The organism is Streptomyces sp. NPDC096193, assembly GCF_040302905.1.
Taxonomy (GTDB): domain Bacteria; phylum Actinomycetota; class Actinomycetes; order Streptomycetales; family Streptomycetaceae; genus Streptomyces.
The window spans coordinates 161,183-181,687 of sequence record NZ_JBEOSJ010000008.1; the positions used below are offsets into that span (position 1 = coordinate 161,183).

The following is a 20,505-nucleotide window of genomic DNA, read 5'->3' on the forward strand; positions in this document are numbered from 1 at the left end:
ACACAACGGTGGGGCCTGTGGGCCGGACACGCGGCCCCTCACGCCGAGGCGCGCTTCTTCGGCGAGGCCTTCGTCGTCTTCTTCGCCGCCGTCTTCGACGCGGCCGTCTTCTTCGCCGCCCCCGACGTCGCCTTCTTGCTCGCCGCCGTCTTCGTCGCCGCCTTTGACGCGGTCTTCTTCGCCGCCGTCTTCTTCGCCGCCTTCTTGCCCGCCGCCGTCTTCGCCGCGCCGGTCTTCTTCGCCGCCGTCTTCGACGCGGCCGTCTTCTTGCGGCCCTTGATCGGGGTGACCTCCGCGTGCGTGCCCGTGTCCGTGCCCGCGTCCCCGCCCTGCGCGTTCTTCGCGGCCCGCACGCTGCTCTCCAGCGCTGCCATCAGATCGATGACCTGGCCGCCGCCGCCCTCGCCCTCGGGCGCTGCGGGCAGTTCGGCGCCCTGCGCCTTGGCCGCGATCATCTCCTCGACCGCTTCCCGGTAGTGGTCGTGCAGAGAGTCCATGTCGACCTCCCCGAGGGTGTTCATCAGCGCGTCCGCCAGGTCGAGTTCGGCCTCGCGGACCGTGACGTCCCCGTCCGGGGCCACCTCGTCCGGCGAGCGGATCTCGTCCGGCCACAGCAGGCCGTGCATGGCGATCACGTCCTCGACGACGCGCAGCATCCCTAGGCGTTCCCGGCCGCGGAGGGCGAACTTGGCGAGGGCGACCTTCTGGCTGCGCTTGAGGGCCTCCCGCAGCACGGTGTACGGCTTGACGGCCGGGCCGCCGTTGGCCGAGAGGTAGTACGCGGCGTCGATCTGCAACGGGTCGACCTCCGTCCCCGGCACGAAGGCCACGATCTCGATCGTCTTCGCCGTCGGGAGCGGAAGCTTGGCCAGGTCCTCGTCCGTGATCGGGATGACCGAGCCGTCCTCCGTCTCGTAGCCCTTGCCGATCTCGTCGTTGGGCACCTCCTTCTCCTCCAGTTCGCAGACCTTGCGGTAGCGGATTCGGCCGCCGTCGGCGGCGTGGATCTGGCGGAAGGAGATGGAGTGGTTCTCCGTGGCGTTCATCAGCTTCACGGGGATGCTGACCAAGCCGAAGGAAATGGCCCCGTTCCAGATGGATCGCACTCTTGATCCCTTTCATCCGTAATTCCGGGAATCGTGGGATTCTCATCGTATGACGCCGATCACAGAGGTGGAGGGGCGGCGCCTGGCGCTGAGCAACCTGGAGAAGGTCATCCACCCCGCCACCGGGACGACCAAGGCAGAGCTGCTGCACTACTACGCCTCGACGGCGGACGCGATACTGCCGCACATCCACGACCGGCCGGTCTCCTTCCTCCGCTACCCGGACGGGCCGGACGGGCAGATGTTCTTCACGAAGAATCCGCCGCCCGGTACGCCATCGTGGGTACAGACGGCCCCGGTGCCACGCTCCGACGACAAGAACGCCCGGCAGGTCGTCGTCGCCGACCTGCCGTCACTGGTTTGGGCGGCGAATCTGGTCGTGGAGTTCCATACGCACCAGTGGACGCAGGACGCGCCGGCCGTCGCCGACCGGATGGTCTTCGATCTCGACCCCGGCGCCCCCGCCACGGTCGAGGAGTGCTGCACCGTGGCGCTGTGGCTGCGGGAGCGCCTGGCGGAGGACGGGTTCGAGGCGTACGTGAAGACCTCGGGGTCCAAGGGGCTGCACGTCCTGGTGCCCGTGCGGCCGACCCCGTCGGAGGAGGTGTCGGCGTACGCGAAGAGCCTCGCGATCGAGGCGGAGGCCGCGCTGCCGCGGTTGGCCCTGTACCGGATGGCCCGCAATCTGAGGCCCGGAAAGGTCTTCGTCGACCACAGCCAGAACGCCGCCGCGAAGACGACCGCCGCCCCCTACACCCTGCGAGCCCGGCCCGAACCGACCGTGTCGGCGCCCGTCACCTGGGAAGAGATCGAGTCGCGGCAGGAGCTCACCTTCCGGATCGGTGACATCGCACCGCGTCTGGAGAGGTACGGCGATCTGCTCGCCCCGCTGACCGATCCCGGGCAGGCGAGGCCGCTGCCGTGAGCATGCCGCGCCCACCGCTGAAGGTGATGCTCGCCGAGTCGGTGAGCACGCTGCCGCGTGGGGGGCGGCTGGCGTACGAGCCGAAGTTCGACGGTCACCGGATGGTGATCTTCCGTACCGCTGAGAAGGTCGTGCTCCAGGCCCGCTCCGGGCGGATCATCACGGACGCGTTCCCCGATCTGGCCGCCGCCGCACGGCAGTTGCCCGTGGGGACGGTGCTGGACGGCGAGGTCGTCGTCTGGACGGAGGGCCGGACCGACTTCGCCGCCGTGCAGAAGCGCGCTGCCGCGACCCCGGGCCGCGCACCCGCTCTCGCGCGCCGGCTGCCCGCCTCGTACGCGGCCTTCGATCTGCTGGCCGAGGGCGGAGAGGACCTGACGACCGCCGCGTACGAGAAGAGGCGGCGCCGGCTGGTCGCTCTCCTCGGGTCACTGGGTCCGCCGCTTCAGGCCGTGCCGATGACGCTCGACGCCGACGAGGCCGCGACCTGGTACGACTCGCTGCCCGGGATCGGCGTCGAGGGGCTGGTGATCAAACGGCTGGACCAGACGTACCGCAGCGGCACGCGGGCGTGGATGAAGCTGCGGCACACCTCGGCGCACGATGCGGTGGTCGTCGGATTCACCGGGGCGCGGTCCCGGCCGCACGCCCTGGTGCTGGTCCTGCCCGACGACGACACCCCCGTGGTCTCCAGCCCGCTGCCGCCGGCGCTGCGGGTCCAGGCGGCCGCCGCGCTGCCGGGGCCGGCCGGGACGGCCGCGTCCGGTACCGGCGTCGGGGCGGGCGATCCCCTCGTGCCGGTCGGGGCGCCCGTGGCGATGGCGGCCGGTCTCGGCGAGGTCGCGTACCAGCCGGTCGCGGCGGGGCTGAGCGCCGAAGTGGAGCTGCGGACCACGCGGCACGCGACCACCACGGTGCTGCGGCTGCGCCTTCCCCCCGACGCCGAGGGGGACGGACCTGGTGCGTCCTGCTGAGAGTGCCGGACCCCGCGCGCCGGACGGTCTCCCGCCCAACCCGCCCGGCCCGCCCGAACCGCCCGCGTCGGCCGCCGCCTTGGGCGGGCCACCTGGCCCGCGCCGCCCCACCCGCTCCGTCAGGCCCGCAGCCACGTGCGGCGGTCGCGCGCCGTCGCGTACAGCGCCTCTATGTCCGCCGGCTTCAGCACCCCACCGAGCCCGGCCAGTGCCGGCACTTCCGTTTCGCGAAGGATTCTGACGCCGGGCGGCGTCGGCAGAACGTCCAGCCGCGCCGCCCCGACGACGGCGAGCACCGGCCGCACGGCCGCGGTCAGGGCCAGCGAGGCGCGCTCCGCCCGGCGGCGGGTGGTGCGCAGCAGGGGGACGGGCTGCCCGCGGCCCGCGCGGACCATCGGGTCGGCGACACGTACCCGCTGCTTCCGCGCGGGCAGGGTATGCACGGCCAGCGCGCCGGCCGGTCCGAGCAGCAGATGGTCGATGCGCTCGGCGCCGGGCAGCGGAACCGAGTGCAGGACGCGCCAGCCCGCCGACTCCAGCCGCTCCAGGGCGTCGCCGAGCAGCCGGTCGGCGTCGAGCTGCGCCAGGCGCGGGTCCTGGCGGAAGCGGCTGCCGGGGGCGGGACTGCGGTCCAGGTCCGCAAGGAGGCTCTCGCCGGAGCGGTTGGGGGCCAGGTCGTCATCGGGGTGCAGGGAGAGCCTGGCGAGGTCGGCGGAGGTGGGCACGGGTGGGGGCCCGATGGTGAAGTCCTCTGTCACATAGGGCGCGAGAGCCGCGAGCACCCCGTCCCGGTGCTCGTCCGCGACCAGGCTGATCCGCCCGGTGTCGCGGTCGAACCAGGCGACGTTCCGTCCGTCGGGAAGGCTGACGTAGAGCCGGTCCCGGCCTTCCCTGTGTGCTGGTGTGACGCGCAGCGCGGTCATGCCATCACCCCCGGACCATGGGAACAGCCCGGGGGCCTTCGGGGCAATAACCCCGCGATGCCGGAGCGGTGGTGCACACTCTCCCCAAGCGCACGTTCTTGGGAGGGGGCAGGCGTGTTCGGGGGAATCAACGACGTCGACTGGGCGTCACTGGAGCATGCCTACGGCCCGGCGGACGACGTGCCGGCCCTGCTGTACGGGCTGGCGTCCCCGGACCCCGCTGAGCGGGAGTCGGCACTCGACGGGATGTACGGCGCGGTGCACCACCAGGGCGATGTGTACGACTCCACGCTCGCCTGCATCCCCTTCCTGCTGGAGCTGGTCGGCGATCCGTCCGTCGAGGACCGCGGTTGCATCGTCGAGCTGCTGACGAGCATCGGCGGCATCGATCTGGACGGCGACGACGAACTGGACCCGGAGGACGAGGAGTTCGAGTACGCGGCGAACTACGCGATGGCGGCGTCGGCCGTGACCGCGGGCGCCGACGTTTTTCTCGCGCTCGTCGACTCCGGGGACCGCGGGGTGCGGCTCGCCGCCCCCCTCGCGCTCGCCACTCTGCACGGTGACCCGGAGCTGGTGCTGGGGCTGTTGCGCCGGCGTCTGGCCGCGGAAGAGGACGCGGAGGTCCGCTTCGCCTGTGTGGAGGCGGCGGGCCGGATAGCGCTGCGGCACGGGCGTCTGGCATCCGAGGTGGTGGAGTGGCTGACCGGGCTGACCCGGGTGACGTACGGCGCGGGGGTCCGGCTGGCCGCTCTGGCCCAGCTCGCCCGCTGCGCCCCGGACGCCCTGCCGCCCGACGTGGTGACCGGGGTGACGGGCCTGCTGCGGGAGCTGCGCGCCGAGCCGGTGCCCGCCTCGTCGGCGCCCGAGCGGCCGTCGACGCCGACGATTCTCGGACAGCTGCGCGAGCGCCACGAGGCGGAGACGGCGGGCCGGCACGCTCCCTGGACGGCGGACCTGCTGCGGACGCTCCACTCCGGTCTGGGTGACCGGGTCGAGGACCGGACGGCGCTGCTGACGGACCAGTTGTGCAGTCCCGACTGGGGGCAGCGGACCGATGCCGTACGGATGAGCGGCGCTCTGCTGCGGACCTGGCGCGGGGAGTACGGCGAGCTGGTGGGGCTCATCGGCGAACAGCTCAGCGACCCCGAACCACGGCTTGCGGACGCCGCGGTGCTCGCGCTCGGGGAGTTGTTCGGTCTGGCCGCGCCCGCGGCGGACGCGCTGGCGGACCGGGCCGCGGCGGACCCGGCGGGCTGGGTGCAGGAGTGGCCCGGCGGACCGCCCGTGCTCGGCAGCGTGGTCATGACCCTCGCGCGCGCGGGCGACCGGCGGGCGGTGCCGGTGCTGGCACGGCTGCTGGAGCTGGACGAGGCACCGCGGAACCTCGGACATGTGCTGGACCATCTGGGCGAGAAGGCCCTGCCACTCGTGCCGGGGCTGCGCAGGCGGCTCGGCGCGCTGGATTTGGACGAGCGGCTCCATGACCTGGCAGGTCCGCTGCTGCACGGACTGACGGCGCTGCGGGCCACCGACGCGCTGCCCGAGGTGCTGCGGGTGCTGCGCGGGGCGCCCCGGTACCGCAAGGAGTGGGTCGTCGAGCAGGTGCTGCGTGCACTGACCGCCTTCGGGCCCGCGGCCCGGACGGCCGCCCCGGATCTGCGGGGGCTGCTGGCCGGGGGCGACTGTGCGGGCGCCTTGGCGGTGAAGACCGCGGCGGCGCTGTGGGCGGTGGAGCCGGGCGCGCGGGAGGTCCTTCCCGTCCTGCGTACGGCCCTGTCGGCGAGCGAACTCGCGGTCCGGCGTGTGTCGGCCGCGGCGCTCGGTGTCGTGGGCAGCGAGGCGACAGCGGCCGCCCCCGCCCTGGCGGGACTGCTGCGGGCGCCGGATGTGTGGGCCCGGACGGACGCGGCGATCGCCCTGTGGCGGGTGACGGGCGACGCGGACCGTGCGTGGCCCGTGCTGCGGGTGGCCTGGGAGACCCTTCCGGGCACGCGTCCCGCGATCGCCGCATGCCTCGCGGGCCTCCCGGACGGACCTCCCGAGGCGGTGGCGGACGAGGTGGAGCGGACGCTGCGTGCGGAAATCTCGTCCGTCCGGCGGCACCAGGCGATGGACGGCGGGTACGGCAGTCATGACATCTTTACGGATGAGAAGCTGCTGGCCCTGTGCCGGCGGGCGCTGACGAGCGAGGGACCGGCGACATGATCATTTTCGGTACCAAGGGTTACATCTTCCAGCTGGCCATACTGACGCTGGTGTGCGGGCACTGCGGCAACCCGTCCGCGCACACGCTCCGCAAGCGGGTCACCAAGTTCACGCTGTTCTTCGTGCCGCTGTTCCCGGTGTCGACGAAGTACGCCACGCAGTGCACGTTCTGCGGCATGGAGCAGAAGATCACCAAGGAGCAGGCCGACCAGCTGCTGGCGCAGGCCGCGGGCCCGCAGGGCGGAGCGCCCCAGGCCCAGCCGCAGGCGCAGCCGGGGCAGCAGAACCCGTACCAGCGCTGAGGTCACAGCCCGTACCAGCGCTGAGGCCACCGCCCTTACCGGCGTGAGGCCACACGCCCGCCCGGCGGGAGGCACCGCTCGCCGGCGCTCCAGCGGCGCACTCCGGCCAGGGTGCGTGACCGCCCGACCGGTGGACAAAAAGGACTTCCCTACGAATAAGGTCTACGGGAAGACCGACTGTCCGAGGAGACCCGTGCGCCCGCCCCGCCTGCTGTACGCCGCGCTGCTGACGGCGGTCACCGCCGTACTGCTGTCGGGGTGCGGCGACGACGGCCGGCTGGAGATCGCTGGTGCCACCCCCACGGCCGTCGGACCCGTCCGGCTGTGGCCCGGTCTCGCGCCCGTCACCTCGCCGCCCAACGACTACGGCGAGACCGACACCGAACGGGTCCCCGGCATCACGGTCCCGGCCGCCGGGGTGCGCGAACTCGACCCGGTGTCGGTCCTGCTCGCCGAGGCCGCCGCCAAGCCGAGCACCTTCACCGGCGCCGACGACCGCTACCAGGAGACGGTCGCCCGGCTCCACGACTGCACGACGAAACCCGCGTCGTGCCCGGTACTCCCGCCGTACTACCGCGACCTGACCGGTGACGGGCAGGACGAGCTGATCGTCGGTATCACCCTGCCGCGGCAGCAGACGGCGGTGCGCTGCTACATGCCCGGCCAGGGCGGGCTGACGCGGATCATGGCCACGTACGACCAGTTGGTGAACGTGGAGCTGGCCGGCCGGGACCTCGTGCTGCGTTCGGTCTCCGCCGGCATCCCCGGGTACGAGTACCGCACGGTGTGGTCCTGGGACGCCCGGCAGAACGCGATGCTGGCGACGAGCGACGAGATCGTCCGCGTCACGCCGTCACCGTCCGCCACACCGCCGCCCTCCGCCACGCCGAGGCGTCCGGCGGCCGGGCCGTGAGAGCGCCGCGACTGCCCCGCTGGACCGCGACCCTCACCTGGAAGGCCGCGGTCTTCATCACCGTGATGTGCTGCGCGCTCGCGGCACTGCTGGGCGCGCTGGTGCACGCCTCGGTCACCCGGCAGACCGTGGAGGAGTCCCGCGGGAAGGCGCTGGACCGGCTGACGGAGGTCACCGAGGCGTACGAGGGCGGTGCTCCGCTGCCCCGGTACGCGGGCGTGGATCCACCCGGCCTGCCGGCGGCGTTGCGCGATGTCGCCGTCGGCGGGAGGCGCGGCACGGTGGTGAGCAGCTTCGAGGGGCACCCGACCATGTGGGCCGCGGGGCCCGCGGACGGCCGGGCCATCGCCGTACGCCTCGACTACACCCAGAGCGCCAACACCATCGACGGCCTGGACCGGGCCATCGTCGGCTCGTCGGGGCTGGCCATCGGGGCGACGCTGCTGGTCGGCGCGTTCGCCGTCACCCGGGTCACGCGCCGGCTCCATCTGACCGCGCAGGTGGCCCGGCGGATCAGCGCGGGCGACCTCGACGCCCGGGTCAACGATCCGCGCACCGAGGACCCTTCGCGCCGCCAGGACGAGGTGGCGACGGTCTCCGGTGCGCTGGACACGATGGCTTCCTCGCTCCAGGGCAAGCTGCTGAGCGAGCAGCGGTTCACGGCGGACGTGGCGCACGAGCTGCGGACGCCGCTGACCGGGCTGACGGCGGCGGCCGAGCTGCTGCCGGAGGGACGGCCGGCCGAGATGGTGCGGGACCGGGTGCGCGCGATGCGCTCGCTGACCGAGGACCTGCTGGAGATCTCCCGGCTGGATGCGGGCAGCGAGACGGTGGACCTGGAGGTGCACCAACTGGCGCGACTGGCGGAGCGCGTGGTGCGGTTGTCGGGGACGGACACCGAGGTGCGGGTCGTACGGGACGCCGCGGTGGAGACCGACCGCCGCAGGCTCGAACGCGTGCTCGGCAATCTCGTGTCCAACGCCCATCGGCACGGGAGGCCGCCGGTGGTGCTGACCGTCGACGGCCCGGTGGTGACGGTCACCGACCACGGGCCGGGTTATCCCGGGTATCTGCGGGCGCACGGGCCCGCGCGGTTCCGCACCGAGGGCGGCAGCAAGGGGCACGGGCTCGGACTGACCATCGCGGTCGGCCAGTCGGCCGCGATCGGAGCCGAGTTGCGTTTCACGAACGCGCCCGAGGGCGGTGCGGTGGCCCGGCTGACGCTGCCCGAGTACGTGCGGTTCGACGACGACTCCCCCGACCTCGCCCCCGAAGGCGGGATGTGACGTTCCGTCAACTCCTCACCGGCACACTATTGACATAAAGGGACATAAGACTTGCGTCTTGCTACGTTGCGTGGCATGACCGCAACGACGGCGGAGGCTCCCCCGCCCGCCCCGCGTCTCCCCCGGCGGCGGGGCGTCGAGCTCTCGCTCCTGGTGGGCGCCGTCCTCATCAGCGTCTTCGGCTACGCGGCGGTGGGTCTCGCCCGCCACAACGCCGTACCGCACGACGTACTGCGCTACGGCGCCGGCCTCGGCGTCCTCGCGCTTCTCGCCCATCTCGCCGTGCGGTTCCGCGCCCCGTGCGCCGACCCGCTGCTGCTGCCCATCGCGGTCCTCCTCAACGGCCTGGGCCTGGTGCTCATCTACCGGCTCGACCAGGAGACGCCGCACGACATCGCCGCGCCCGTCCAGCTGATCTGGTCCACGCTCGGAGTCGCCCTCTTCATCACCGCGGTCCTCCTGCTGCGCGACCACCGGCTCCTCCAGCGCTACGCCTACGTCTCGGTCGCCGCCGCGCTCGCCCTGATGCTGGTGCCGATTTTCTTCCCCGCGGTGAACGGCGCCCGGATCTGGATCCGTATCGGCGGACTGTCGTTCCAGCCGGGTGAGTTCGCGAAGATCCTGCTCGCCGTCTTCTTCGCCGCGTACCTCGCGGCCAACCACACCACGCTCGCCAGCACGGGCCGCCGGATCTGGCGGATGCAGCTCCCCACCGGCCGGGTGCTCGGTCCCGTCGTCGCGATCTGGCTGATCAGCGTCGCCGTACTCGTACTGGAACGTGACCTCGGCACCTCACTGCTCTTCTTCGGACTCTTCGTGATCATGCTGTACGTGGCCACTGGCCGGACCGGCTGGATCGCGGTGGGGCTGACGCTCGCGGCGGCCGGCGCGGTCGCGGTCGGCCTGCTCGAACCCCATGTGCACGGCCGGGTCCAGGACTGGCTGGACCCGTTCGCGACCATCGAGGCCGGTCAGGGACCCAGCCAGGTCGCCCAGTCACTGTTCGCCTTCGCCGCGGGCGGGATGCTCGGCACCGGTCTCGGCCTCGGCCATTCCACGCTCATCGGGTTCGCGACCAAGTCCGACTTCATCCTGGCCACCGCGGGCGAGGAACTCGGACTGGTCGGCCTCACCGGCATCCTGATGCTCTACGCGCTCATGGTGGCGCGCGGCTTCCAGGCCGGGCTCTGTCTGCGCGACCCCTTCGGGCGGCTGCTGGCGGTGGGGCTCGCCTCGATCATCGCCCTCCAGGTCTTCGTCATCGCGGGCGGTGTGATGGGGCTGATCCCGCTCACCGGCATGGCGATGCCCTTCCTGGCGCAGGGCGGTTCGTCCGTCGTCACCAACTGGATCATCGTGGCGCTGCTCATCCGGGTCAGCGACTCGGCCCGCCGGCCGAGCCCGGAACCGGCCGACACCGGGGTGCTCGTCCCGGCCCTGAAGGGGGACAGGTGATCCGCTACATCCGCCGCGCGGCAGGCCTCTGCCTTCTGCTGCTCGTCGCCCTGCTGATCAACGCCGCGCGGGTGCAGCTCGTCGCGTCCGGCCCGCTGGACGACAACCCGGCGAACCGCCGTACGGCGATCGGCCGTTACGACGGGCCGCGCGGCCACATCCTGGTCGGCGGCAGACCCGTCACCGGCAACGAGGACACCGGCGAGCAGCTCCGCTTCGAACGCACCTATCCCCAGGGCCCGCTGTACGCACCGGTGACCGGTTTCTCCTCGCAGACGTACGGCACCACCCTCCTGGAGAACGCGGAGGACAAGGTGCTCTCGGGCTCGGATCCGCTGCTCACCGCGTTCCCGTTCTGGAATGGAGTGAGCGGCAACCGGCGCTCCGGCGGCAATGTCGTCACCACCATCAAACCGTCGATGCAGGAGGCCGCGTACCGGGGACTCGGCGGCAGGCGGGGCGCCGTCGCCGCGCTCGAACCGTCGACCGGCAGAATTCTCGCGCTGGTCAGCAGCCCGTCGTACGACCCCGGCGAGCTCTCGGGCACGGGCATGTCGACGACGTACGCGTGGGCACGGCTCAACGCGGAGTACACACAGCCGATGCTGAACCGGGCGATCCGGCAGACGTATCCGCCCGGCTCCGCTTTCAAGATCGTGACCGCGGCGGCGGCGCTGGACGCAAAGGTGGTCGCCGACGTCGACGCGCCGACCGGTACACCCGACCCGTACATCCTGCCGGGCACCCGTACCACGCTGCCCAACGCGACGAAGGACTGCCGCAACGCCTCGCTCGCCTACGCGATCCAGTGGTCGTGCAACTCGGTGATGGCGGAGATCGGCGTGAAGATCGGCCTGGCCCGCATGCTGGACACGGTCTCCAAGTTCGGCTTCAACGACCGCAAGCTGCGCATCCCCTCCGGAGTGGCCCCCTCCAACTTCGACACCCGGATGACCGTGGACCAGCTGGCGCTGTCGTCGATCGGGCAGTTCAACACCACGGCGACACCGCTCCAGATGGCGATGGTCTCGGCGGCCGTCGCCAACGCCGGGGACCTCAAGCAGCCTCATCTGGTGGAGCGTGTGACGACCCCGGGTGGCCGGACGCTCTCGCAGACCGACCAGCGTTCGTACCACCAGGCGATGACCCCCGCCACGGCAGAGCAGTTGCAGCGGCTGATGGTGCGCGTGGTGGAGGACGGAACCGGTGGGAAGGCCGCGATCAAGGGGGTGACGGTGGGCGGCAAGACCGGCACGGCGCAGCACGGACTGGGCAACTCGGGTACGCCCTACGCCTGGTTCATCTCCTGGGCGCAGAAGCGCGGCGCCACCGAGCCGGCGGTCGCGGTCGCCGTGGTCGTCGAGGACGCCACGGCGGTGCGCGGGGCCGTCAGCGGCGGCGGCAGCGCGGCTCCGATCGCGCGCGCCGTCATGGAGGCGGCCCTGCGAGACTGATCCGATGACGGTGGCCCTGGCTGTGGCTCTGGAGCGGATCGAACGGCTGGACCGGCAGGTCTGCGCCTTCCTCGATGTGTGGCCGGAGCGGGCGCCGGGCCGGCAGTCCGATCCTGCGGCGGCGCTGGCGGGGGTTCCGTTCGCGGTGAAGGGGCCGGCCGGCATCCGCGCGTACGCGGCCCGGCGGCTGATCGCCGCGGGTGCCGTGCCGGTCGGGTCCACGGCGGTGCCGGGGCCGGGCACGTACTGGCAGACCTGGGGTCTCGGCCGGCACGGCCGGACGGTGAACCCGTACCGGGCGGACCGCACCCCCGGGGGCTCCTCGGCGGGCGCGGCGGTGGCGGTCGCCACAGGCATGGCCGCTCTCGCCACGGGAAGCGACGGCGCCGGGTCGGTACGGATCCCAGCGGCCTGGTGCGGGGTGTTCGGGCTGAAGACCACGAACGGCCTGCTGCCGTCGCCCGACCGCACCGGTCTCGCCTCGGCGGGTCTGCTCACCCCGACGGCCGCGGACGCGCGGACCTGTCTGCGGGCGGTGCTCGACCCGTATGAGGAGGTACGCCTCGTCCTGCCACTGCGGGCGCGCTGGTCACCCGATCTGGGCTTCGCGCGGACGGACCCGCAGGTGGAGTCGGTGGCGCGGGCGGCGGCCGAGCGGCTGGAGGCAACCGGGGTGGTACGCCTGGACCGGAGCCGTCTCGAACTGCTCGACCCGCGGGATGCCTGGCAGGCGATCCGGGGCGGCCGCCCGGCCGCCGGTGCGGCGGTCCGCGCGGAGAACGACCGCCGCCTGGATGCCGTGTTCGCCCGGACCGACTTGCTGCTGACCCCCGCGACCCCGAACCGCCCCCACGGCCACGACGGCCCGGGCGACACCTACTCGACGGCGCTGACCTGGGCGTTCAATCTCAGCGGCCATCCGGCGGCCAGTGTCCCGGCGGGCTTCACGGACGACGGCTGCCCGGTGGGCCTCCAACTGGTCGCGGCGCGCGGGGCGGACGTGGCGCTGGTCGAGATGGCGGTGGCGGCACAGGACGGGCCGGCGGCCGTACGCCGGCCGACACGGACGCCCGACGGTGGCGCGGCGACCCCGGGCGACTGAACCCGGCGTACAGGCCGCCTCGTCCGCGAGCCCGCGAGCCCGTTAGCGCGCCGGTGGCGTCGCCGGAGCGGGGGGCTGCGGGCCGTACGCCGTCAGGAAGCGGTCGCGGAACATGTCCATCGGCCAGACCGGCGCGTCCGGGGACGGCTTGAGGCCCTCGTGCCAGCCCCAGCCGGCGATCTTGTCGAGGACCGCGGGGTCGTGCGCGACGATCGAGATCGGCACGTCCCGGCCTGCGTTCTCGCCGGTGACGATCTTCGCGGGCTGATGGTCGCCGAGGAGGACCAGCACGGTGTCCTTGTCGCCGTACTCCGTCACGTACGAGACAAGGCTGTTCACCGAGTACTCCACGGAACGCCGGTACTCGGTACGGACCTGGTCCGGGTCCTTCCAGACCTCCTTCGGGTCCTTGCCCTCCTTGCTGATGGACTCGTAGACCGAGCCGTCACCGATCTCGTCCCACCCGATGGCCCTGGGGATGGGCGCCCAGGGGTTGTGGCTGGAGACGAGGATGATCTCGCTCATCAGCGGCTTGCGGCCCGGCTTGCTGTTCTCCAGGCGCTCGAAGGCCGACAGGCTGTACTGGTCGGGGACCGGCGCCCAGCTGAACTTCGGGCCCTCGTAGCCGAGCTCGCGGGAGTCGTAGACGGTGTCGAGGCCGTAGAACTTCCCTTCCGGCCACGAGCGGGTGACGCCCGGCATGATGCCGACCGTCCGCCAGGCGCCGGAGCGCTGGAAGGCGCCGGTGAGCGAGAGGTGGTCGCTCGAGGTGACACTGCGGTACCGCTGCTGGTTCTTGACCCACAGGCCCGACATGAACGTGGAGTGCGCCAGCCAGCTGCCGCCGCCGAACGTGGGCGAGGTGAGGAAGCCGCTGCGTGCGGAGAACCCGGCCGCCTTCAGCCGGCCGGTGCCCTCGGCGAGGGTCTCGTTCATCTGCGGCGCCATCGCCGGGTCCTCGATGGCGCTGCGACCGTAGCTCTCGACGAACGCGAAGATGACGTCCTTGCCGCGCAGTCCGGTCAGCAGCCGGTCGGCAGGGGCGTCGGCGAACCGGTCGACGGCCGCCTCCCTGGCGAACGCCCGCTCGTCCTCGATGCCCGCACGCACCGTGTACAGGCGGTGCTTGGCCAGGTCGGCCGTGGCCAGGGAGGCGACGGGGACGCCGACGTATTGCACCCCGAGCGCCATGCAGCCGACCCAGACGGTCCCGGCCACCAGGACGGAACGGGTCGCCACCGCACTGTGCTCGGCGACGAGCCGGGTCAGCCGGACGACCGCCAGCGTGATGAGGACGAGGAGGGCGAAGACCAGGGCGATGACCACGATGACGGCGCCGATCGCGCCGGCCGTGCCGACCGAGTCCTGGAGGAACGCCTTCGCGTCGTCGAACAGGATCCAGTCCAGTACGAGGTCGAAGGGCCGGTCGAGCACCGAGTAGAACCCCATGTCCAGCAGGTTCAGGACGGTCACGAGACCGAGGCACGCCCCGGCGAGGACCGCCGTCACCCGTCGCGCCGGCGTCGGCAGGACCAGCAGCAGGGCGGCACCGAAGATCGCCTCGACGGGAATGCGGGTGAAGGCGGCGGGTGTGAGGCGGGTGAGTTCGTTGGGGACGACGAGCGCGGCGAACACGAGCAGGGCGGCGAGCACGGTCGTCGTCGACGAGCGGGCGCGCGCGAGGCCCGGGTGCTTCCGCCCGCCGGCCGGGGCCGCTTCGGGGTCGGGGGTGTCCGAGTGGGGGTCGGGGGTGTCTGCGTCGGGGTCCGGGGTGCCTGCGTCGGGGCCGGGGAGGTCTGCGTCGGGGCCCGGGGTGCCTGCGCCGAGGCCGGGGGTGCCTGCCTCGGGGCCCGGGGTGCCTGCGCCGAGGCCGGGGGTGCCTGCCTCGGGGTCCGGGGTGCCTGCGTCGGGGTCCGGGGCGTCTGCGTCGGGGCCGGCTTCCGCTTCGGGATCGGCGGCATCGTCCCCTTCGGAGTCGGCCGCGTCACCCGCCGTCGGCTTCGGGTCCTCATCGGTGGTCGCCGCGTCCTTGTGCAGCAGCTGACGAGAGCGCGTGAAGAGCGGCACCCGAAGGTCCTTCCGTGCGAAGCGCGGTGGTGGCACGGCGGACCGGGCTCGGGAGACCGGGCCGCCGGCTATGAGTACGGCCGGCAGGCGTTCCCGGTTCAACCGGCAGGTCGTCCGCGCGGGAAGCGTACGCCCGCCCGCTGCACCGGCCGACGGCCCGGTGTCTCTCAGGACAGCGCTGGGCTGTCCCCGCCGTCCGCGATCACCTCCGCGACCTCCGCCACCCTGGCCCGCTCCTCCTCCACGAACCGTTCACGGTCCAGCTGTTCCGCGATCTCCTCGTCCTGCGTCATCAGCAGGTCGAGGTTGGCGTCACCCATCTCGAAGACGCCCATGTCCAGGTACGCCTTCTGCAGCCGCTCGCCCCAGAGCCCGACGTCCTTCACGCACGGCACGATCCTGCTGAACAGCAGCTTGCGGAACAGCTGGAGGAACTCGGACTGTTCGGAGAGCTCGGCGGCCTCCCGCCGGGGAATGCCGAAGTTCTCCAGGACCTCGACACCGCTGAGGCGGTCGCGCATCAGATAGCAGCCCTCGATCACGAACTCCTCGCGCTCGCGCAGTTCCGCGTCGCTGAGCTGCGTGTAATAGTCGCGCAGCGCCATCCGCCCGAAGGCCACGTGCCGCGCCTCGTCCTGCATGACGTACGCCAGGATCTGCTTGGGCAGCGGCTTGTCGGTGGTGTCGCGGAGCAGGCCGAACGCGGCGAGAGCGAGCCCTTCGATCAGGACCTGCATGCCGAGGTAGGGCATGTCCCAGCGCGAGTCGCGCAGGGTGTCGCCGAGCAGCCCCTGGAGGTTGTCGTTGACCGGGTACAGCATCCCCACCTTCTCGTGCAGGAAGCGCCCGTAGATCTCCGCGTGCCGGGCCTCGTCCATGGTCTGGGTGGCGGAGTAGAACTTGGCGTCCAGATCGGGCACCGACTCGACGATGCGCGCGGCGCACACCATCGCACCCTGCTCGCCGTGCAGGAACTGGCTGAACTGCCAGGAGGTGTAGTGCTTGCGCAGCTCGCCCTTGTCCTTCTCGGTGAGCTTTGCCCAGTGGCGCGAGCCGTAGAGGGTCAGCGCCTCGTCGGGGGTGCCGAGCGGGTCGTACGGATCGACCTCGAGGTCCCAGTCGATGCGCTTGGCGCCGTCCCACTGCTTGTCCTTGCCCTTCTGGTACAGGGCCAGAAGACGGTCGCGGCCGTCGTCGTACTCCCAGCTGAAGCGGGCCGCGCCCGAGGCCGGGACCTGCCATTGGAGGCTTTCAGGGGCGTTCGTGTAGCGGTCGTACGTCGACACCGGCGACTCCTTCGCCTCATATCCCGTATACCGAAGGCCACTTGGCAGGCTCACACGTTGGTAGACGGAGAGTCAACAAGTCGTGCGCAGGGGATTGACGAGCTTACTGACAAGGAGTCTCATAACTGCCATGACGACCGTGACCGAACGCGACTTGCGGCTGCTGCGCGATGCACTCGGCCCTCTGAGGGACCGTGAACAGGTCGCCGAGCGCCTGCTCGAATCCTCCGCCAAGCATTCTTTCGACCCCGACAAGGAGCTCGACTGGGACTCCCCCGTCGAGGACGACAAATGGTTCTGGCCGCCGGAGCTGGTGTCGCTGTACGACACCCCGCTGTGGCGGAAGATGTCCGAGGACCAGCGGATGGACCTGGCCAGGCACGAGGCGGCCTCACTGGCCTCGCTGGGCATCTGGTTCGAGATCATCCTGATGCAGCTGCTGGTGCGGCACATCTACGACAAGTCCGTGACCAGCAACCATGTGCGGTACGCGCTCACCGAGATCGCGGACGAGTGCCGGCATTCGATGATGTTCGCCCGGATGATCCAGAAGGGTGGAGCGCCCGCCTACCCGGTGCCGCGCGTCTACCACAATCTCGCCCGCGTCCTGAAGACCGTGTCGACGACGCCCGGTTCGTTCGCGGCGACCCTGCTCGGCGAGGAGATCCTCGACTGGATGCAGCGGCTGACGTTCCCGGACGAGCGCGTCCAGACCCTGGTGCGCGGTGTCACCCGTATCCATGTGGTCGAAGAGGCACGCCATGTCCGGTACGCCCGCGAGGAGTTGCGGCGCCAGATGGTGACCGCGCCGCGCTGGGAACAGGAGTTCACCCGGCTCAGCTGCGGCGAGGCGGCCAAGGTGTTCTCCGTGTGCTTCATCAATCCGCAGGTCTACACGAACGTCGGGCTGGACCGCCGTGAGGCCGTGGCGCAGGTAAAGGCGAGCGGCCACCGTCGTGAGGTGATGCAGTCGGGTGCCAAGCGGCTCACGGACTTCCTGGACGACATCGGCGTGCTGAGGGGGCCGGGGAGGAGGCTGTGGAAGAGCTCGGGCCTGCTGGCGTAGTGGACGGCCGCCCGGTCACGCGGGCGGGCACGGTCAGCGGTGCGGCCACGCGGGTGGGCAGGGTCAACGGTACGGCCACGCACGTCGGCGCGGCCGACGGCCCGGCCGTGCGGGCCGTCCGCGTCGCGCCACCGGCCGCCGGAAAGGTGGCCGGGCCCGTGTCAGGCCTCCCCGCTCGCCGCCTGCCGCCGGAGCCGTGCGGTTACGCTGCGAGCATGACCAGTCCCGCTCCGGCGACCCGTGCGTACCGACGGCTCAGCGTCGAGGAACGCCGCAGGCAGCTCCTGGCGGCGGCCCTCACCCTCTTCGCGCACCAGCCGCCGGGCGAGATCTCGCTCGACGACGTGGCCGAGGCGGCCGGGGTGTCCCGGCCCCTCGTCTACCGCTACTTCCCGGGAGGGAAACCGCAGTTGTACGAGGCGGCCCTGCGCTCGGCGGCCGACGAGCTGGAGCTGTGCTTCACCGAACCGCCGTCCGGGCCGCCGACGGAGCGGCTCTCGCGGGTGCTGGACCGCTATCTGGCGTTCGTCGACGAGCACGACGCGGGGTTCAGCGCGCTGCTGCGCGGCGGCAGCGTGGCCGAGACCTCGCGTACGACGGCGATCGTGGACGAGGTGCGGCGGGCCGCCGCCGAGCAGATCCTCGTCCACCTCGGCGTGGACCGGCCGGGCCCACGGCTGCGGATGATGGTGCGGACGTGGATCGCGGCGGTCGAGGCGGCGTCGCTGATCTGGCTGGACGAGGGGAAGCAACCCGCCGCCGAGGAGCTTCGGGACTGGCTGATCGACCACTTGATCGCGCTGCTGACGGCGACCGCGGCAACCGACACGGAGACCGCGGGGGCGGTGACGGCGCTGCTGGGTCTGGAGCGGGCCGAGGGGCCCGTGGGGATACTGGCGCGCCGGGTCGTCCCGGTGATGGACGACGCGACGCGCCTGCTGTAGCCGGGCAGGGCGGCCGGAGCACCGGGCCCCGCGCATGAACCGTCTGCCCGGCGCTCCTACAGGTCGTGCCCCAGACCCGGCGACGTGGGGATCGCCAGCCGGCCCTGGTCCGCGGTGTGGGCGAACGCCGTCGGGGCCAGGGGCTCCTCCGAGACCAGGAGCGGACCCACCAGATCCGCCGGGACCGTGGCGTGCGGCAGCGACGCGGCCAGATGCGCTGCCGCCAGGGTCGCCACACCCAGCTCCGGCATCGTGCCGAGCTTCACCGACAGGCCCGCCGCCTCCGCGAGCGCCGCGATCTGCCGGGCCCGGTGCAGCCCGCCCACCTTGAGGATCTTGATGTTGAGGACGTCGGCCGCCCCCCTCCGCACGATCTCCATCGCGTCGTGCAGCGACTGCATGCTCTCGTCGGCCATCACCCGCACCCCACCGCTGCTCCTCAGCGCCGCCATGCCCGTCAGGTCCCAGCGCGGCAGCGGCTGTTCGACCAGGTCCAGTCCGGCGTCGGCCAGCCGGGCGACGGTACGGCCCGCGGTGCCGGGGTCGTAACCCTCGTTCGCGTCGAGACAGAGTTCGGCCGTGTCCGGCAGCACCTCACGCACGAGGCGCACCAGCTGGACGTCGAGGTCCGGGTCCTCGCCGCCCTTGACCTTGATATGGGTGAAACCCCGGGTCGCGTACTCCGCCGCCTCCTTCACCATCTCGTCGACGGTGCCGAGACCGACCACCCAGGTGGTGGGCACGTGTGGCCGTACGCAGCCGCCGAGCAGCAGATGGACGGGCCGGTCGGCGGCACGCGCGGAGAGGTCGTGCAGGGCGATGTCCAGCGCGGCCTTGGCGAGGTGCTGACCGCGGATGGCGCTGTCCATGGCCAGATGGGCTCCGGCCAGATCGCGGGGATCGCGGCCGATGAGCGCGGGCGCCGCGTGGTCGGTGAGCGCGGCTTCGAGTCCGGCCAGGGTCTCGCCGGTGTAGGCGGTCATCGGGGAGGCCTCGCCGAAGCCGGACAGCCCGTCGGCCGTGCGCACCTCGACGACGAGGCTCACGAGTTCGGGGCTGGTGCCGCTGCTGATGACGAAGGGGCGTCGGTAGGGGGCCCTGACGACGCGCGTGTGGACCGAGGCGATCTTCAAGCACGGCTCCTTCGGTTTACGGCCCGGGCCGTAAGCACGGGCTCAGAGGCGTACGCGGTAGACGATCGGAGGGCGGCCGGTCCGACCCAGTTGCCGGCTGCCGGTGGGGACCGCCACACCCGCGCGTTCGAGTCGCTTGAGGATGCGGCGGGCGGTGCGTTGCTGGACGGAGAGGTGTTCGGCGACGCGGTGCGCGGTGATGCCGTCCTCCTCTTCCTCGGCGGCCAGTTCCCGCAGCCGGTCCAGCGTCCGAGGGTTGAGTCCGACGCGGCGGGCCAGCGTGGCCGTGCTCTCCGGACCCGTCGCGGGGCTCAGGGGCGGGGTGCGTTCCGCGTCGATGACGATGTCGACATCGTCGGTCATGGAGACGACTCCGGCCACCGCGCCCACCGAGCGGGCCCGGTTGACGGCCCGTCTGGCCAGGGACTCCGCCTCCGCGGCGGTGCGTCCGAGACCGAAGCCGACGTGGGCGGTGCCGTGCCGTGCGGCGAGATCGGCGAGGAAGGGGAGCCGGGTGAACTCCTCGCTCACCTCTTCCAGGACCCCGCGGGTGGTGACGACCAGCCGCGCGCCGTCCGGCAGCCCGGCGAGGCTTCCGCCGAGCACCCGCAGGTCGGCGGCGAGTTCCCGGTCGTCCGCGGGCAGATCGATGATGCCGAGGGCGATCTGCGCGTCGCCGCTGTGCGCTCCGGCGGTGGCGAGGACCAGCGCCTGGAGCGTGGAGCGTATGGAATGCCGCGAGGGGGCGAGCCGGACGGCGTGCAATTCGTGTTCGAGGAGGTGGAACGCCGAACCGAGGCAGGTGATGGCGACCCGTGCCTGCTTCCTGTCGCGCGCGTTCAGATGGAAGTCGGCGAGGTCCTGCGAGGTCAGCCCCGGGCGGTAGGGCAGGACGTGCACATGCTCGGTGGGCAGTTTGGCCTCGGTCAGCGTCTCCATGACCTCGCTGCGGCGCAGGGTGTCGATGGAGACACGGGAGACGTCGTGGCCGAGGCGGAGCAGTTCCACCAGGGCGCGCAGCAGCGTCGCGCCGTTGTACGGGACGTACATCGCGGGCCGGTCCAGCAGGCCGGCCGCCGCGGCGAGGGTGTGCGGGACGACGCCCGTGAACAGCAGGGCGTCGGCCTCCGCCTGGGCCCGGGTGACCATGTCGAGGGTCTCGTCCTCGTGCCGGTACGCGAGGGGCACCAGGCGCTCGGCGCCCGACGCGCCGCCGACCGCGACCACCTTGTGGACAAGGTCCTCGGGACCGATGACGCCGACCGTGAGAGCCATCGGCCGGTCTCCGTTCTGCTGGAGTGGTGGGAGGGGGTACGACACATTCGGCCGGAGGTTGACGCCCACCAACCCACGGCCCTAAT

General features: G+C 72.1%; 17 protein-coding genes. 11 read left to right on the top strand and 6 right to left on the bottom strand.

The genetic code is table 11. The features are described from left to right. Nucleotides 1-38: 38 nt before the first annotated feature. Complete coding sequence (gene ku, locus ABTX78_RS14915) at nt 39-1,106, bottom strand: non-homologous end joining protein Ku (RefSeq protein ID WP_352207201.1); 1,068 nt, start codon at nt 1,104-1,106, stop codon at nt 39-41. Between the two features lie 49 nt (nt 1,107-1,155). Here ku and ligD point away from each other — a divergent pair, with 49 nt between their 5' ends. Both ligD and ABTX78_RS14925 read left to right on the top strand, forming a co-directional pair. After that, nucleotides 1,156-2,031 (top strand): non-homologous end-joining DNA ligase, encoded by an 876-nt coding sequence (ligD, locus tag ABTX78_RS14920; RefSeq protein ID WP_352207202.1) that lies wholly within the window; start codon nt 1,156-1,158, stop codon nt 2,029-2,031. A gap of 2 nt (nt 2,032-2,033) precedes the next feature. Further along, entirely contained in the window at nt 2,034-3,005 is a 972-nt protein-coding gene (locus ABTX78_RS14925; protein ID WP_352207285.1) for an ATP-dependent DNA ligase, read from the top strand. Between the two features lie 119 nt (nt 3,006-3,124). Here the strand turns inward: ABTX78_RS14925 and ABTX78_RS14930 are convergent, their stop codons facing one another. Next, nucleotides 3,125-3,928, bottom strand: a complete 804-nt coding sequence (locus ABTX78_RS14930; RefSeq protein ID WP_352207203.1) for a nuclease-related domain-containing protein — start codon at nt 3,926-3,928, stop codon at nt 3,125-3,127. 114 nt (nt 3,929-4,042) lie between these two features. Between ABTX78_RS14930 and ABTX78_RS14935 the strand changes: the two genes are divergently transcribed. The 7 genes from ABTX78_RS14935 (at nt 4,043) to ABTX78_RS14965 (ending at nt 12,648) form a co-directional block, all read left to right on the top strand. Beyond that, on the top strand, nt 4,043-6,136 hold the full coding sequence (locus ABTX78_RS14935; protein ID WP_352207204.1) for a PBS lyase: 2,094 nt from the start codon (nt 4,043-4,045) through the stop codon (nt 6,134-6,136). Next, entirely contained in the window at nt 6,133-6,438 is a 306-nt protein-coding gene (locus ABTX78_RS14940; RefSeq protein ID WP_313944122.1) for a zinc-ribbon domain-containing protein, read from the top strand. The genes ABTX78_RS14935 and ABTX78_RS14940 overlap by 4 nt, the downstream gene beginning before the upstream one ends. A 193-nt stretch (nt 6,439-6,631) precedes the next feature. Beyond that, nucleotides 6,632-7,351, top strand: a complete 720-nt coding sequence (locus tag ABTX78_RS14945; protein WP_352207205.1) for a hypothetical protein — start codon at nt 6,632-6,634, stop codon at nt 7,349-7,351. After that, a complete protein-coding gene (locus ABTX78_RS14950; protein ID WP_352207206.1) occupies nt 7,348-8,637 on the top strand; it encodes an ATP-binding protein in 1,290 nt (429 codons plus the stop codon). The genes ABTX78_RS14945 and ABTX78_RS14950 overlap by 4 nt, the downstream gene beginning before the upstream one ends. A gap of 75 nt (nt 8,638-8,712) precedes the next feature. Beyond that, the gene (locus ABTX78_RS14955) at nt 8,713-10,092 is read left to right on the top strand and encodes an FtsW/RodA/SpoVE family cell cycle protein (RefSeq protein ID WP_352207207.1); all 1,380 of its coding nucleotides are present in this window, start codon (nt 8,713-8,715) and stop codon (nt 10,090-10,092) included. After that, entirely contained in the window at nt 10,089-11,546 is a 1,458-nt protein-coding gene (locus ABTX78_RS14960; protein WP_352207208.1) for a penicillin-binding transpeptidase domain-containing protein, read from the top strand. Before ABTX78_RS14955 ends, ABTX78_RS14960 begins: the two co-directional genes overlap by 4 nt. A gap of 4 nt (nt 11,547-11,550) precedes the next feature. Further along, nucleotides 11,551-12,648, top strand: a complete 1,098-nt coding sequence (locus ABTX78_RS14965; RefSeq protein ID WP_352207209.1) for an amidase family protein — start codon at nt 11,551-11,553, stop codon at nt 12,646-12,648. Nucleotides 12,649-12,690: 42 nt separating this feature from the next. On the opposite strand, the gene ABTX78_RS14970 is transcribed toward ABTX78_RS14965, so the two are convergent. Beyond that, complete coding sequence (locus ABTX78_RS14970; RefSeq protein WP_352207210.1) at nt 12,691-14,715, bottom strand: LTA synthase family protein; 2,025 nt, start codon at nt 14,713-14,715, stop codon at nt 12,691-12,693. A gap of 167 nt (nt 14,716-14,882) precedes the next feature. Continuing rightward, nucleotides 14,883-16,001, bottom strand: a complete 1,119-nt coding sequence (locus ABTX78_RS14975) for a ferritin-like domain-containing protein (RefSeq protein WP_352207211.1) — start codon at nt 15,999-16,001, stop codon at nt 14,883-14,885. A gap of 130 nt (nt 16,002-16,131) precedes the next feature. Here ABTX78_RS14975 and ABTX78_RS14980 point away from each other — a divergent pair, with 130 nt between their 5' ends. Together ABTX78_RS14980 and ABTX78_RS14985 are read left to right on the top strand one after the other, a co-directional pair. Continuing rightward, nucleotides 16,132-17,067 carry an AurF N-oxygenase family protein gene (locus ABTX78_RS14980; RefSeq protein ID WP_313944130.1) on the top strand — a complete coding sequence of 312 codons (936 nt, stop codon included), beginning with the start codon at nt 16,132-16,134 and terminating at the stop codon, nt 17,065-17,067. A gap of 215 nt (nt 17,068-17,282) precedes the next feature. After that, nucleotides 17,283-18,011: a TetR/AcrR family transcriptional regulator gene (locus ABTX78_RS14985; RefSeq protein ID WP_352207212.1), complete on the top strand. Its 729-nt coding sequence runs from the start codon at nt 17,283-17,285 to the stop codon at nt 18,009-18,011. A 56-nt stretch (nt 18,012-18,067) separates the two neighbouring features. Here the strand turns inward: ABTX78_RS14985 and ABTX78_RS14990 are convergent, their stop codons facing one another. Further along, the gene (locus tag ABTX78_RS14990) at nt 18,068-19,144 is read right to left on the bottom strand and encodes a mandelate racemase/muconate lactonizing enzyme family protein (protein WP_352207213.1); all 1,077 of its coding nucleotides are present in this window, start codon (nt 19,142-19,144) and stop codon (nt 18,068-18,070) included. Nucleotides 19,145-19,186: 42 nt separating this feature from the next. Next, nucleotides 19,187-20,419, bottom strand: coding sequence for a hypothetical protein (locus ABTX78_RS14995; protein ID WP_352207214.1), 1,233 nt, complete (start codon nt 20,417-20,419; stop codon nt 19,187-19,189). Between the last annotated feature and the right edge of the window lie 86 nt (nt 20,420-20,505).